A 13999-nucleotide genomic window follows, 5' to 3' on the forward strand; every position below is an offset into this window, starting at 1 on the left:
AAAATACAAAAAGACATGAAGATTCGTTATACTTAAATCACCACAAAATAAGCAAAGGAGAATCTTCATGTCCACAGGTAATTATAACACAAATCAGACTCGATCATTTACTCATTTAGATTTTAAAGAAAGACAGCTGATAGAAAAATGGTTAAATGAAGATGTTAATAAAGCAGAGATAGGCAGACGCCTTGGGCGTAACCGTTCCACAATTCATAGAGAAATCAATCGAGGAAAAGTAGAACAAATCAAACAGATCAATGGCTATAATAAGAAAGTCACTGTGTACTATTCAGATTCCGGTCAATCTATTTATGAAAAACGACGAGCAAAGAGTGTCCGAAAAAGATTGTTTCTTTCTCGAGCGCTTTCTTCTCTGCGCTGGAAGATGCCTTCACAAAAGGGTGGTTTAAAGGGAAACAGCGTCTCTACAACATAAAGACATTCATAGCTCTTTATAGAAAAAAGCATCCTGTAGAGAATATACCAACGTTTAAAACCGTCTATTCTTATATACGTCAAGGTCTTTTGTCTATCAAACCACATGACTTACCTGTCATGTATCGTCTGAAACCAAGAAAAAACCAACATAGTAACCCTAAGGGCAAAAATAAAAGAATCCTAGGTACCAGTATCACCGATCGTCCAGAGGACGTATTATCAAGAGAAACATTTGGACACTGGGAAGCTGATCTGGTTAAAGGGAAGAAAACGAAAAATGAACCGGCAATCATTACCTTGGCGGAGAGAAAAACACGCTATGCCATTACTAAGAAAATCAGCGACTATAAAAGTCAAACGGTTAAAAATGCCTTTGAAGAGATTCTAGCAGATAACCCTAACCTATTTGCTTCAATAACTTTTGATAATGGTTCTGAATTCTCCTTAATGTCTGAACTCAATACAGACGTATATTTTTGTCATACCTACGCATCCTGGGAACGGGGCTCAAACGAAAACTTCAATAAACTGTTGAGAGAATTCATCCCTAAAGGAAAATCCATCCATCTTTTTTCAGAAATGGATATCGATCAAGCCACTCAGGCAATCAATAAAAGGATTAGAGAAGTGATTGGGCTACGTTCATCAGAAGAGTATTTTCAACAATGTAGTATTTAAAATTTTTCTTCCCCTAGGGGAAGAAGTAAAGAGATTTAAGTTCATCGAATCATGTAACAGAAAGTGTTGCATTTAACTTTACAACTCAAGATTATATTAACTACAATTATTTTCTAAAAAAGCACTTGCAATTGATGACTTAGAGGTATATAATATATTTTTGTAACGGGCTGTTAGCTCAGTAGGTAGAGCAACTGACTCTTAATCAGTGGGTCGCGGGTTCGATCCCCTCACAGCCCAGTCGTAGCACAGAAGCCAATTTGACTATAATTGACTTTTGTGCTTTTATGTATTATAATAAAGACATAATATTAAGGGGATGTCATGGTTTCGACAGGTATTGTTCGAGCTAATGACGCGTCAGGAAGGCAGCGACTTCCTAAAAACGCTACAGTTAAATATAACTGCAAACAATCAAAACAATAATTTCGCTTTAGCAGCCTAAAAACCTGCAGCGAAGATCACCCTGGTATCGCCCATGTACTCAGATCGTGGTCTCAAATTTAGTGGGATACGTTTTAACTTGCCGTCTGTAAGTTAAAAAAGAGATTATCAGACTCGCGATAGCGGATGCCTGTTTGTCGGCTATGCAGTAGCTAAATCTTAAATGGATAAACTATTGACGTAGACTCATTGGTGACGAGATATTTGGACAGGAGTTCGAATCTCCTCATCTCCACTTTGTATTTTCTATGGTTTACTACAGCTTCTAAAGCTTGCTAGTAAGCCATTTTTGTTTTTTTACTTGTCTAACATTAGCTAGTATTTGCTATCATTGGCATTCAATTTGGCATTCATTTCAGATTTATATAATGAATTAAGGAGCTATTCCTTCACCCACCCAAAACTTTTAATTGTTTCATTATTTATCTTTAACTATGTTATAATATTGCTATAATTTGCTAGTGGAGGTTATGAAATGAATAATAATCACTTACAACGTTTTTTACGATATGCAAAAATTAATACTCGTAGTGATATTAATAGTGATGCAATTCCGTCTACTCCGAGTCAATGGGAATTTGCGGAAATGTTAGTGGAAGAATTAACAGCATTAGGATTTGAAGCAGTACAATTAGATCCACGTGATGCGTATGTTGTAGCTAAAATTTCTTCCAATATAGAAGGGGATTCTCAACCACCTGCTATCGGCTGGATTGCCCATATTGATACCGCTGATTATCCGGCTGATAATATCAAGCCACAAGTTCACGATAACTATGATGGGGAAAATGTCCTATTAAATAAAGAGACCAATCATTGGATGACAACGGAAGAATTTCCAAACTTAAAAAATTATATTGGTGAAACCTTAATCACGACTGATGGAACGACTTTACTGGGGGCTGATGATAAAGCGGGGATGGTTTCAATCATTGAAGCCGGAAGATATCTAATAGAACATCCGGAAATTAAACATGGTGAATTATGGTTTGCCTTTGGTCCCGATGAAGAAATTGGTAAGGGCGCTCATCGTTTTGAAACGGACAAATTTCCAGCTGAATTCGCTTATACTGCTGACAGTGGCGTAATCGGAAAATTAGAGTATGAAACATTTAATGCAGCTCGCTTAGCCATTGAAATTGAAGGGACTTCCGTCCATCCTGGACAAGCTTATGGTCAAATGGTCAATGCTTTAAGTATTGCTGCTGATATTCATCAATTATTTCCTAAAGATGAAGTACCTGAAAAAACCAAGGGTTACCAAGGTTTTTATATGTTAAGTAATATTAGTGGTCAACTAGATAAGGCACAAATGACCTATATTATTCGCGATCATGATTGGGATAAATTTGAAGACCGAAAAAATTGGATTGCTGAACAATTAACACAGTTTAATCAGCGATTTGATCGACCGCGCGTTAAGTATGAAATTCAGGATCAATATTATAATATGGCCAATAAAATCTCTAAAGAATCACTGCCCGTGCAGCTGGCGATTAAATCTTATGAAGCGAACGGGATTACTCCTGATATACAACCATTTAGAGGAGGAACAGATGGCTGTATTATAACCTATAAAGGTATTCCAACCCCTAATATTTGTACAGGGGCCGAAAATCTTCATGGCTGTTATGAGTTTGTAACCGTTGAAAGTATGGAGAAAGTAACGGATATTATTTTAACAATTATTGAGCTAAGTCTTGAAAAAGAGGCTTAACATTATAAGGAGTTATATGAGAACACTAGAGCAATATTATGATTTGTTTTTTATTAGACAAGATTTTTATGATCAACACCTACAAGATTTTAAGGAAGAGTTGATTTTACCTAAACTTGATTATTATCAACATCCTGTTTATTCAAGTATTCATGCGATTTCGAGCTATCAAACATGGAAAATAACGTTTGATTATGTGATAGTTCAACAAGCAGGCTGGTATGAGGATTTACCACAAAATTTACAATATGACTTATTAAACGAACAAAGACGTAACCATAATGCGATGATGTATAAAGACAATTTAGTGACGATTAACTTTTGGCATCGTATGCCTAAGAGTTGGCAAGATAAAATGATTGAACGATTAGACGATTCATTTAGCGATGTGCGAATACCTGATAATATTCCAGAAAGAATTGTTCAATTTCATAATCAAATACCGCAAATTCATGGACCGAATTGCTATTCCGCAGTCATCTATTGTCTAACTAATAACGACCAAATTATTTTTGAATGGATGTTTGCCAATACTTTTTTGAATTTTTTAAAACGGAATCAGTATTATCCAGTAAAAGATATGGACTATCGAGCAGGTGATGTCGTTTGTTTTTATGATATGCACCATACATTGCAACACGCCTGTTATATGGTGACCGACATCTTATGTTTTAATAAGAATGGTCAAACATTTCATGATTTTTGGGCGATCAATTCATTCGAAAAAATCAAGGCTGAATGGCCACAGATGACGCTTAAAGTATTTCGCAAGGTAAAGGAATGAGAAAAGCGACGATTATTTTTACTTTAAAAAGTTCCTTATAATAAGAAAATGGATCACTTAAGGCAACAAATAGAAAAAATTTAATCTTTTTTTCATAAAAGTGTTGCATTTATTAAAATTCAGTGTTATAGTTTATTCAACTTAATATTAGTCGATGATTAAGAGAGTAAATTATTAGTTGATTACAGCGAGATAGGACAGAGTGAAAGCCTATTATGATGCGATAATTGAAGCGCACTTATGAGACAAACTGGTGAACAAATTAGCTAGTTTCGCTGTCTGAGCGTTATCAAAACGAGTGAATCGGAAATAATGTTTTATTTCCCGTTAACTAGAGTGGTACCACGGGTATGTAATTTACAACTCGTCTCTATACTTACAAGGGTAAGTGTGGAGACGAGTTTTTTTGTTTATAAATTTGTAAAAAGAAAAGGAGCAATGAGATGTATAGTTTATTAAGTATCGCAGTTGATTTTAAAAAGTTAGGACCTTGGCTTCCAACATTTTGGGAAGGAACGATGGTCACGATTGTTTTGTCGTTAGCTACAGTATTATTAGGAACCATTATTGGATTGTTAGCAACCGTATTACAACAATCTGAGAATAAGATTTTAAAGGGAATTGCCAATGTTTATACGCAAGTCGTACGGGGCACCCCAATGTTATTACAATTATTTTTATGGTTATATGGTTTTCCATTAATCGGTTTTAGTATTCCAGCTATTGCAGCTTTAGGAAATGTTTACGGTTCCCGTGAATTTTTAACAGCAGTGGTAGCCTTGTCGATTAACTCGGGCGCTTATATTTGTGAAATTTTCCGTGGAGGATTGGAGTCCATTGACAAAGGTCAAATGGAAGCCGGACGTGCTTTAGGTTTAAGTCGACGCGAGACATTATTCTCCATCATTATTCCTCAAGCAACGCGGGTTGTCTTACCAGGTTTAGGTAATGAGTTTATTACGATGATAAAAGAATCTTCGATTGTCTCGACAGTAGGGGTATTCGATGTCATGTATGCGCAAAATATTGTTAAGGCTGCGACTTATTCGATTTTTGAACCCTTAGTACTGATTGGGGTCATCTACTTTGTCTTAACATTTGTTTTAACGAAATTGATGAAATTACTAGAAAAGAGGTTAGGTGTCTATGCTTAAAGTTACTAATTTACAGAAAAATTTTGGTGATTTAGAAGTTCTAAAAGGAATTAATCTAGAAATCCAAAAAGGGGAGGTGATCGCGTTGATTGGGCCTTCTGGTTCCGGTAAGTCAACATTGATCCGATGCCTTAATTTAATGGAAATCCCTTCAGCGGGTGAGGTTTATTTTAAAGAACAATTAGTGAATGTAGATAAATTAATTGAAAAAAACGTCGACCAATTACGACAAAAAGTCGGGATGGTCTTCCAACATTTTAATTTATTTCCCCATTTAACCGTTAAGCAAAATATAACCTTAGCGCCGGTAAAATTAAATAAAATGTCGCAACAAGAAGCAGAAAAAAAAGCAGAGGAATTATTAACAAAGGTCGGCTTATTAGATAAAAAAGATGTTTACCCAAATAAATTATCAGGTGGTCAAAAACAAAGGGTAGCGATTGCCAGAGCCTTAGCAATGGAACCAGAAGTGATGTTGTTTGATGAACCGACTTCTGCTTTAGACCCAGAGATGGTAAAAGAAGTTTTATTAGTTATTCAATCTTTAGCACAAGAAGGTTTAACAACTGTTATTGTCACTCATGAGATGAATTTTGCTAAACGTGTGGCTAGCCGGGTGTTATTTTTAGCTGATGGCAATATTGTTGAACAAGGGACACCCCAAGAAATTTTTGAGAATCCACAAGTGGATCGGACGAAACAATTTTTAGATCAAATCAATTACTAATACATAGAAAAGAGGAAATATCATGAAAAAAATTATATCATTTTTAGTGGCGTTAATATTTGTCAGTTCTTTATCAATCAATCAAGTGATGGCAGCTGAGGACAGTCTTACTAAAATTAAAGAAAAAGGGGAAATTTTAGTCGGGACTTCACCGGATTTTCCACCACGTGAGTTTTATATTATTAATGATAAAGGTGAAAAAGAAATTGTCGGTAGCGATATGGCGCTTGCTCAAGCGATTGCGGATGAATTAGGCGTTGAAATGAAATTAGTGACGACTGATTTTAATGGGGTGATTGCCAATATCCAATCAGGTGCAGTGGATATGGGAATCGCTGGTTTCTCATTTACTGAAGGTCGGGCTGCAGTAATGGATTTTTCAGATGGTTACTCTCAAGAAACAGGTGATAATGGTGGTTACCAAGGGATTTTAGTCACTAAAGAAACAGCTGAAAAATTTAAAACATTAGATGAATTAAAAGCGGCTAATTTAACGATTGGGGCGCAAGGTGGCTCTATCCAATATGAAATGGCCATAAAAATTACTTCGCCAACGAATGTTAAGCAATACGGCACAATGGATGCAGAAGTGTTAGCTTTAAATGCAGGTGATATCCAAGGGATGGTTGTGGCAACTTCTTCTGCGGAACCATTATTAAAATCATTTGATAATTTAGTGATTTTACCAAAAGATGGCTTTGATTTGGACCCAGAAAACATTTATGCACAAAATGTGATTGGCTTCCCGAAAAACATGGACAATACCGCATTATTAGAAGTGGTCAATAAAGTCATAAAAGAAGCGATTGACAGTGGTCAAATGGCTAAATGGGAAGACGAAGCGAAAGCTTTAAGTGTCAAAGCCATTGAAGAATAAAAAGAATGGAGGCCCTATAATGAATGCAAAAGAAATAATTAAACAATCGGTTGAAGCGAAGATTGATGATTATATGGCAATCGTCCAATCATTATATGATAATCCCGAAATTGGTAATGAAGAATTTGAAACCATGGCTTTATTGGTTGATTATTTAACCAAAGCGGGTTTTGAAACGCAAGCGGGTTATGTTGTGCCTACTGGTTTTTTAGGAACATATGATTCGGGCAAGCCGGGTCTTACCATTGCCTTTATGTGTGAGTATGATGCCTTGCCTGAAGTCGGTCATGGCTGTGGCCATAATTTAATTGCGGCAATTGGGGTGGCTGCTGGAGAAGCACTAAAAGCGGTGATTGATCAGTATGGCGGTAAAGTATTAGTGGTTGGAACCCCTGCTGAAGAAAATTTTGGTGGTAAGGTATCTATGGCCGAAGCGGGTGTCTTTGATAATGTAGATGTTGCTTTAATGGTCCATCCTGGCACAAAAAATGGGGTAGGTGGCCGTTCTAATGCACTTTATCCATTGAAGTTTGAATTTTTTGGAAAAAACGCGCATGCTTGTCGTCCATCAGAAGGTGCTTCAGCTTTGGATGCCGCTGTCATGTCCTTTGTGCAAATTAATTTATTAAGACAATTTATGGCACCCCACACCTACATTCACGGTGTGATAAGTGATGGGGGTAAAGCCGCTAATGTGATACCAGCGTATGCCTCCCTCGATTATTACTTTAGAGCGCCTAACTTTGCTTATGCTAAAGAAGTGGCGCAAAAAGCGGAAAAAATTGCTGAAAGTATTGCGATGGCCAATGGTACCACGGTTGAAACATCTGTCTATGAGTGCCCTTATGAAGATACCGTTATTAATTATAAATTAGCGGAATTATTAACTGAAAAATACCAAGAACTAGGATTAACAGATATTGAACCCGTCGATGAAGTTGCTACTGGTTCCACTGATGTTGGAGCCGTAAGTTATAAATGTCCTACTATACAAGGTTATATAAAGATTGCTGAAGATTGGGTACAAGGACATTCTAAAGAAATGGCAGATGCCACCATTTCACCAGCTGGTAAAGCAGGGTTAATTAAGGCAGCTCAAGGTATTGCTCTAGTAGCCTTGCAATTATTAGAAGAACCAGAAACTTTTGCTGAGGTTCAAAAAGAACAAACAGAAACCTTATCTAAGTTATTAGGATAAATTTGGTAAAATAAGTTAAGAACTTGCTCCTTAATGAAAAGTTTAGTGGATGAATAGCATCAAACAGTGATTTAAAACTGGTTTGATGCTTATTCTATTGTTGGGGTGACCTGTTGAAGAAAATTCATTTAAAAATATAACGGACAAAGCCACAGGAGCTAATTTAGACCGAGTGGGTAGATGAAACGAAACGCATCAAATTTTCTACAGCTTGTTACTCCCATTCTATTGTTAAATAGTGTAAAATAGGAAGAGTAGTGAAGCTGGGTAATCACTTTAACATACCATTTGCTTCCACTGTCTAATTTATTGAACAGTGGTTGACTGGTCTCAACCTGCGTCTTAATGATTTGTTTGAGTCCTATTCCACTGCATGGGGATGGGCAGACGAAGCTAAAATCACTTGATTTTTCTATTTCTAGTCCAGTCTCATTTTCGCGGGGATAGTCAGAAGAAGCTAAATTATTTGATTTTCTACTTCTTGCCTGGTCCTCAACTTTTTTATTTGGTTTGTTATATCCGGATAATTATATCGAATTGTAAGGATATAACAAATGAAATAGTTAATTAATATAGAAAGAAGGGGTTTAATGATTTTTGAATTAGAACAATTATTAGAAGTAAAATTCAATCAACCATCACTTATTGAAAATGCACTATTTCATACAACATACGTTAATGAAAATCCAAAATTTAAATTACAATCCAATGAACGCTTAGAGTTTTTAGGGGATGCGGTTTTAGAAATTATCGTCAGTGATTTCTTATATCATCAATATCCTAAGTTGCCTGAGGGACAATTAACGACAATGCGTGCGCAATTAGTTCAAGAAGCCAGTCTGGCCTATGTAGCGCGTCAATTTAAAATTGACCAAGCGATCTATCTAGGTAAAGGAGAGATTGGCAGTGGTGGTCGTCAGCGAGAATCGATTATTTCAGATGCCTATGAAGCGATTTTAGGGGCGATTTATTTAGATCAAGGAATCGAATTGGCGACAAAATTTGTCAATTTAACTTTATTACATCAACATCAACAGATGCTCGCTTCCGTAAGTAAAGACTATAAAACGCATCTGCAAGAGTTGGTTCAACAAAAAGGAACCGTTAAAATTCAATATAAAGTCATCAAACAAGAAGGGCCTGCTCACAATACCCAATTTACTGTGGAAGTGCGAGTGAATGATGTGCCTTTAGCTATTGGTAAGGGGCGTAGTAAGAAGCAAGCAGAAATATCGGCAGCGGAAAGTGCCTTAAATTTTATTGATGAGAAGGGTAACATCTTAAAATAAATTAAATTTTCGGAAAAATTATGAGAATATGACTAGAAAACGTTTGTAAACTATGTTATAATTCCTACTATATTGATTATCGAAAGAAAGGAGAAGGAATCATGAAATTATTAGTAGTAAGTAATGTTAACAATCAATTCGTGCCATCTCCTGGGGATAATCATGTACTGTTTGTATCATAACAGTTTTTTTGTGATGATTTAACCACCTACCTCGAGATGGGCTAGGTGGTTTTTTTGTGCAAAAAAGTAAGAATTAAAAATCAGAAAAGAGGTCAATGATGCTTAAAGAAATTTGGAATTATATTATTCAAAGAAAATGGTTGTACACTGCCATCCTAATTTTATTATTTGTTGAATATGGATTTTCGGTGGTACCAACTAAAGTGACACAAACAATTATCAATCAAATTTCCAATAATACGCTCACTCAAACAAATTTAAATTTTCAATTAGTTTTAATTTTAGTGACAGCGATATTAACCTATATTGCAGGATTTTTCTGGGTTAAATGGCTATTTTCGGCAAGAGCTCATTATGAATTAGAATTAAAACGGAAGTTATTTCATAAATTGAGTTCAATGCGTATTCCTTTTTATGATAAATTTCGTAGTGGGGATATGATGACTCGTTTTACTAGTGATATTGCGAGTCTTTCCGAATTATTAGGTTATGGTACGATGAGTTTTCTATATAGTATTGGGACGGTTATCATCATTATTCCGCAAATGTTTATGATTTCATGGTGGATTTCACTGTTGGGCATGATTCCATTAGTGATTTTGGGAATTATTGTCTATTATATCGGGAAAAAACAAGATGATATGGTAGAAGCAAACCGTGAAGCTGTATCTGCCTTAAGTAATGAAGTATTAGAAGTAGTGGAAGGGATTCGGGTAACACGCGCCTATGGTAATAGTCGTTTAGGCGCTACGCGTTTTGCTGAAAAAACCGATCAACTTAGACAACGTGCCGATAATATTATGGTCTACCAAGCGCTTTATGGACGTGCAGCCAATGTCTTTCTTGCTTTGAGTACCGTTATCATTTTGGGCTTAGGCGGGCTAGTTATGAGTCAAGGCCAGATGCAAATTGGGGATATTGTAGCTTTACAAATGTATAGTTGGATTTTATTAGATCCTATGTGGATGTTATCGGATCTTATTTTGGTTTATAAAACAGGAGAATTATCTTTCAAAAAAATCAATGAAATCATTGAAACGGGTGATGATTTAGAAGCGGATGGTTCGATTGAATTAAAGGAATTAGATTCATTGGAATTAGTGGATTATTCCTTTAAATATGCTAATAGTGATTATGAGGGATTAAGCCATGTCAATTTAAAACTTGAAAAAGGACAAACCCTTGGTATCGTTGGTAAAACAGGTAGTGGCAAAACGACTTTTGTACGCCAGTTATTGCGTCAATATCCAGTAGGAGAAGGCCAATTATTAATCAATGGTCTTCCCATTGAAAATTATCAACGACACTCTATTGAAAAGCAGATAGGTTATGTGCCGCAAGAGCATGTTTTATTCTCACGTTCAGTGGCTGATAATATTAAAGTAGGTAAAAAAGATGCCAGCCAAAAAGAATTAGATATTGCGGTAGCTGTAGCAGCTTTCACTCAAGATTTGGAACGAATGGCCAATGGCTATGATACGTTAGTCGGTGAAAAAGGTGTCTCTGTGTCGGGAGGGCAAAAACAACGGATTTCGATTGCTAGAGCGATGATTAAGCAACCTAATTTATTGATTTTAGATGACTCCTTATCAGCGGTCGATGCTAAAACGGAACGTATTATTATTGAAAACATTCAAACATTACGACAAGGCAAAATGAATATTATTATCACCCACCGATTATCAGCGGTTAATCATGCCGATTGGGTAATTGTATTAGAAGGGGGCCGAATCGTTGAGGAAGGAACGCCACAAGAGTTAGTCCAACAAAAGGGTTGGTATGCTAAGCAGTATTATAAACAACAAAGTAAAAGGGGTGTGACTGAATGAAATTAGTATTGAGACTTTTATCCTATTTAAAAATAGTTCGCTTACCTTTTATTTTGGGTTTAGTATTATTACTTATTTCCAGTGGAGCTCTACAAGCAGCGCCACTTATTGTCCAATATATTATCGACAATTTATTAACGCCATTAACGAAGGGGGCTACTCTAGATTCAAGCAAGTTATTAATGTGGTTAGCATTTTATATCGGTTTGTCCATTATTGGGAGTATTATAAGCTATATTGCTATTCGTATATTGATGTATTGTGCTAATAAAGTAGCGGCTCATTTGCGTAATGAAGCCTATGAAACAATGCAAAATTTACCGGTCGCGTATTTTGATGATAAACCCGCAGGCAAGATTTCTGCTCGTATTGTCAATGACACCGAAACCTTAAGAGCGCAATTTTACGGTAGTTTGTTATCCAATATTTTAGTCTTAATGATGAGTGTCATCAGTGTTTATGTCATCATCTTTTTCATTAATTATAAAATGGGCCTAGCTTTATTATTATTAATTCCAGTTTTTATAGGGTGGCAACGACTGTGGCAATTACGAACAGAAAGTCAATTGACCACCTATTATGAAATGCAAAGTGAAGTGAACACACAGGTCAATGAAATGATGACCGGTAGTGCGATTATTCAATTATTTAATCAAGAAAAGGATGCGATTGACCGATTTGACAACATTATCGAGAAGATGTATCAAGCCGATGTAAAGATGATTAATGTTCACGCCACTATCTCGTGGAGTTTAGTAGACTTATTTAAACGAATTGTCTTCTTTGGTGTGTTAGCTTGGGCTGGGTATCAATTTTTAGGTGGTTATGTGACCGTCTCCGCTGGTTTACTGTTAACCTATATTAATTATATCGATCGCTTGTTTAATAATATGGGGATGTTAGTGCGAATGTTTCCTGAGTTACAACGTTCATTAACGACAGGTAAACGTGTCATGGAATTATTAGATGCACCCAAAGAAGTGGACACTGAAAAGGAACTTACAGTCAGTGAAGGCAATGTCGTCTTTAACAATATTTCCTTTGGTTATACGGATGAAAAATACGTTTTAAAAAATATTAACTTGGAAGCTAAAAAAGGGCAAACAATTGCCTTAGTAGGGCATACTGGTAGTGGGAAAAGCTCTTTAATTAATTTATTATTCCGTTTTTATGATCCACAGCTTGGTGAAATTTTAATCGATGGACAAAATATTGCTGAATATAATCGCGAATCAGTTCGCCGTTCAATGGGTATCGTATTACAAGATCCGTATTTATTTACCGGAACGATCGCTTCTAATGTCGCAATGGATGATGCGACGATTACCAAAGAAACGATAATGGATGCTTTAATAAAGGTTGGCGCTAAAGATATGATTAATCGTTTAGATAAAGGGATTGAAGAACCGGTTATTGAAAAAGGAAATGCATTTTCAAGTGGTGAGCGACAACTCATTGCTTTTGCTAGAACTTTAGCTAGTAACCCTAAAATACTTATTTTAGATGAAGCAACATCGCATATTGATACCGAAACAGAAGCCATTATCCAAAAGGCCATGAATATTGTAAAACAAGGCCGAACGACCTTTATTATTGCCCATCGACTTTCAACTATTCGTGATGCGGATCAAATATTAGTTTTAGATAATGGGGAAATCGTTGAACGAGGAACCCATGAGGAGCTATTAGCATTAGGCGGACGCTATGCCAATATGCATCGTATGCAAGAAAAAATATAATCGATTGTAAGGCGTTTCATTATTCTTTTCATTGATATTATGTTAAATTAAAGTAACAATACAAATTGAGAGGAAGAATTTATTATGGGATTATTTGATACAGCCGGTAGTTTAATGGATATTTTATCAAAAGTAGATAGCAATGATGTGACAGCAATTTCTGATCGTGCCGGAATAGATGCGTCTCAAGCAAGTTCAATTGTCGGGATGGCTTTACCTTTAATTTTAAAAGCAATTAATAATAATACTTCAACTGAAGAAGGGTTAATTGCGTTTGACAATGCCTTAAAAGACCATGCTAATGATACTCATTTTGATTCAGTTGCAGATTATACACAAAAAGCCGATGTCCAAGATGGCGATAAAATGTTAAACCATTTATTTGGGAATAAAACAGGTATCATTGAAAAAATTGCCGATACCCTAGGATTAAGCCCGGCAGCTGTAAAACGTGTGTTAGTATTAGTTGCGCCATTATTAATTAAATACATGGCAGATAATAAGAAAAACAAACAATTAACAGCTGAAGAAGTTCGTAGACAAACACAAGCTGAAGAAGAAACATTACAGAATCAGTACGAAGAACAGATTAGACGTTACGAAGAACAAATTGAACAATTAAAAAGACAACAAGCACAACAACAAGGTCAAGTTACACAACAAACTGAACGTCGTGAAGATTATATTCCAAAAATTCCACAACAGCCAGGTAACTCAACAACTAATGATGGGGCCTTTGGCGGTATCTTAGGTAGTCTAATTGAACAAATGTCACAAAAAGGTGGCGGTCAAGTGAGCCAAGCACCGAAAAGCCAAAATAAATCAATCGTTGAATCCTTACTAGATTCATTTTTCTAACATCGATTATTAAGGATTACTATGCTTTTGTTTTTGACAAATACCTTTGAAACAATAGTTAGCTTTTAGGTCTGGGGTATCA

Annotated in this window: 10 protein-coding genes, 1 tRNA gene, 1 other RNA gene, 1 pseudogene and 1 other annotated feature; all 13 genes and pseudogenes read left to right on the top strand. The window is 36.0% G+C overall.

Going from position 1 to position 13999, the window contains the following annotated elements:
- The first annotated feature begins 67 nt into the window (after positions 1-67).
- The 13 genes and pseudogenes from B5D12_RS10720 (at position 68) to B5D12_RS02640 (ending at position 13917) form a co-directional block, all read left to right on the top strand.
- Positions 68-1119: pseudogene (locus B5D12_RS10720) on the top strand (IS30 family transposase).
- Between the two features lie 167 nt (positions 1120-1286).
- Positions 1287-1359: transfer RNA gene (locus B5D12_RS02585), tRNA-Lys, on the top strand.
- A gap of 75 nt (positions 1360-1434) precedes the next feature.
- Positions 1435-1801: a transfer-messenger RNA gene (gene ssrA, locus B5D12_RS02590) on the top strand.
- 237 nt (positions 1802-2038) lie between these two features.
- A complete protein-coding gene (pepT, locus tag B5D12_RS02595; RefSeq protein WP_078755357.1) occupies positions 2039-3280 on the top strand; it encodes a peptidase T in 1242 nt (413 codons plus the stop codon).
- A 16-nt stretch (positions 3281-3296) separates the two neighbouring features.
- On the top strand, positions 3297-4064 hold the full coding sequence (locus B5D12_RS02600) for a hypothetical protein (protein ID WP_078755358.1): 768 nt from the start codon (positions 3297-3299) through the stop codon (positions 4062-4064).
- A 145-nt stretch (positions 4065-4209) separates the two neighbouring features.
- Positions 4210-4439: a binding site (T-box leader), on the top strand.
- A gap of 68 nt (positions 4440-4507) precedes the next feature.
- Complete coding sequence (locus B5D12_RS02605; protein WP_078755359.1) at positions 4508-5218, top strand: amino acid ABC transporter permease; 711 nt, start codon at positions 4508-4510, stop codon at positions 5216-5218.
- On the top strand, positions 5211-5945 hold the full coding sequence (locus B5D12_RS02610; protein ID WP_078755360.1) for an amino acid ABC transporter ATP-binding protein: 735 nt from the start codon (positions 5211-5213) through the stop codon (positions 5943-5945). The genes B5D12_RS02605 and B5D12_RS02610 overlap by 8 nt, the downstream gene beginning before the upstream one ends.
- A gap of 22 nt (positions 5946-5967) precedes the next feature.
- Complete coding sequence (locus tag B5D12_RS02615; RefSeq protein ID WP_078755361.1) at positions 5968-6822, top strand: transporter substrate-binding domain-containing protein; 855 nt, start codon at positions 5968-5970, stop codon at positions 6820-6822.
- A gap of 19 nt (positions 6823-6841) precedes the next feature.
- The gene (locus tag B5D12_RS02620; RefSeq protein WP_078755362.1) at positions 6842-8020 is read left to right on the top strand and encodes a M20 family metallopeptidase; all 1179 of its coding nucleotides are present in this window, start codon (positions 6842-6844) and stop codon (positions 8018-8020) included.
- A gap of 590 nt (positions 8021-8610) precedes the next feature.
- The gene (rnc, locus tag B5D12_RS02625; protein WP_078755363.1) at positions 8611-9309 is read left to right on the top strand and encodes a ribonuclease III; all 699 of its coding nucleotides are present in this window, start codon (positions 8611-8613) and stop codon (positions 9307-9309) included.
- A 280-nt stretch (positions 9310-9589) separates the two neighbouring features.
- Positions 9590-11320 (top strand): ABC transporter ATP-binding protein, encoded by a 1731-nt coding sequence (locus B5D12_RS02630; RefSeq protein WP_078755364.1) that lies wholly within the window; start codon positions 9590-9592, stop codon positions 11318-11320.
- A complete protein-coding gene (locus tag B5D12_RS02635; protein WP_078755365.1) occupies positions 11317-13059 on the top strand; it encodes an ABC transporter ATP-binding protein in 1743 nt (580 codons plus the stop codon). Before B5D12_RS02630 ends, B5D12_RS02635 begins: the two co-directional genes overlap by 4 nt.
- Before the next feature lie 84 nt (positions 13060-13143).
- Positions 13144-13917 carry a DUF937 domain-containing protein gene (locus B5D12_RS02640; protein ID WP_078755366.1) on the top strand — a complete coding sequence of 258 codons (774 nt, stop codon included), beginning with the start codon at positions 13144-13146 and terminating at the stop codon, positions 13915-13917.
- The last annotated feature ends 82 nt before the right edge of the window (positions 13918-13999 follow it).

The organism is Globicatella sulfidifaciens DSM 15739, from assembly GCF_900167405.1.
Taxonomy (GTDB): domain Bacteria; phylum Bacillota; class Bacilli; order Lactobacillales; family Aerococcaceae; genus Globicatella; species Globicatella sulfidifaciens.

Coding starts and splice junctions, on each gene's coding strand:
- B5D12_RS02640 (WP_078755366.1), top strand. CDS start 13,144: ATGGGATTATTTGATACAGCCGGTAGTTTAATGGATATTTTATCAAAA.
- B5D12_RS02605 (WP_078755359.1), top strand. CDS start 4,508: ATGTATAGTTTATTAAGTATCGCAGTTGATTTTAAAAAGTTAGGACCT.
- rnc (WP_078755363.1), top strand. CDS start 8,611: ATGATTTTTGAATTAGAACAATTATTAGAAGTAAAATTCAATCAACCA.
- B5D12_RS02610 (WP_078755360.1), top strand. CDS start 5,211: ATGCTTAAAGTTACTAATTTACAGAAAAATTTTGGTGATTTAGAAGTT.
- B5D12_RS02630 (WP_078755364.1), top strand. CDS start 9,590: ATGCTTAAAGAAATTTGGAATTATATTATTCAAAGAAAATGGTTGTAC.
- B5D12_RS02600 (WP_078755358.1), top strand. CDS start 3,297: ATGAGAACACTAGAGCAATATTATGATTTGTTTTTTATTAGACAAGAT.
- B5D12_RS02635 (WP_078755365.1), top strand. CDS start 11,317: ATGAAATTAGTATTGAGACTTTTATCCTATTTAAAAATAGTTCGCTTA.
- B5D12_RS02620 (WP_078755362.1), top strand. CDS start 6,842: ATGAATGCAAAAGAAATAATTAAACAATCGGTTGAAGCGAAGATTGAT.
- B5D12_RS02615 (WP_078755361.1), top strand. CDS start 5,968: ATGAAAAAAATTATATCATTTTTAGTGGCGTTAATATTTGTCAGTTCT.
- pepT (WP_078755357.1), top strand. CDS start 2,039: ATGAATAATAATCACTTACAACGTTTTTTACGATATGCAAAAATTAAT.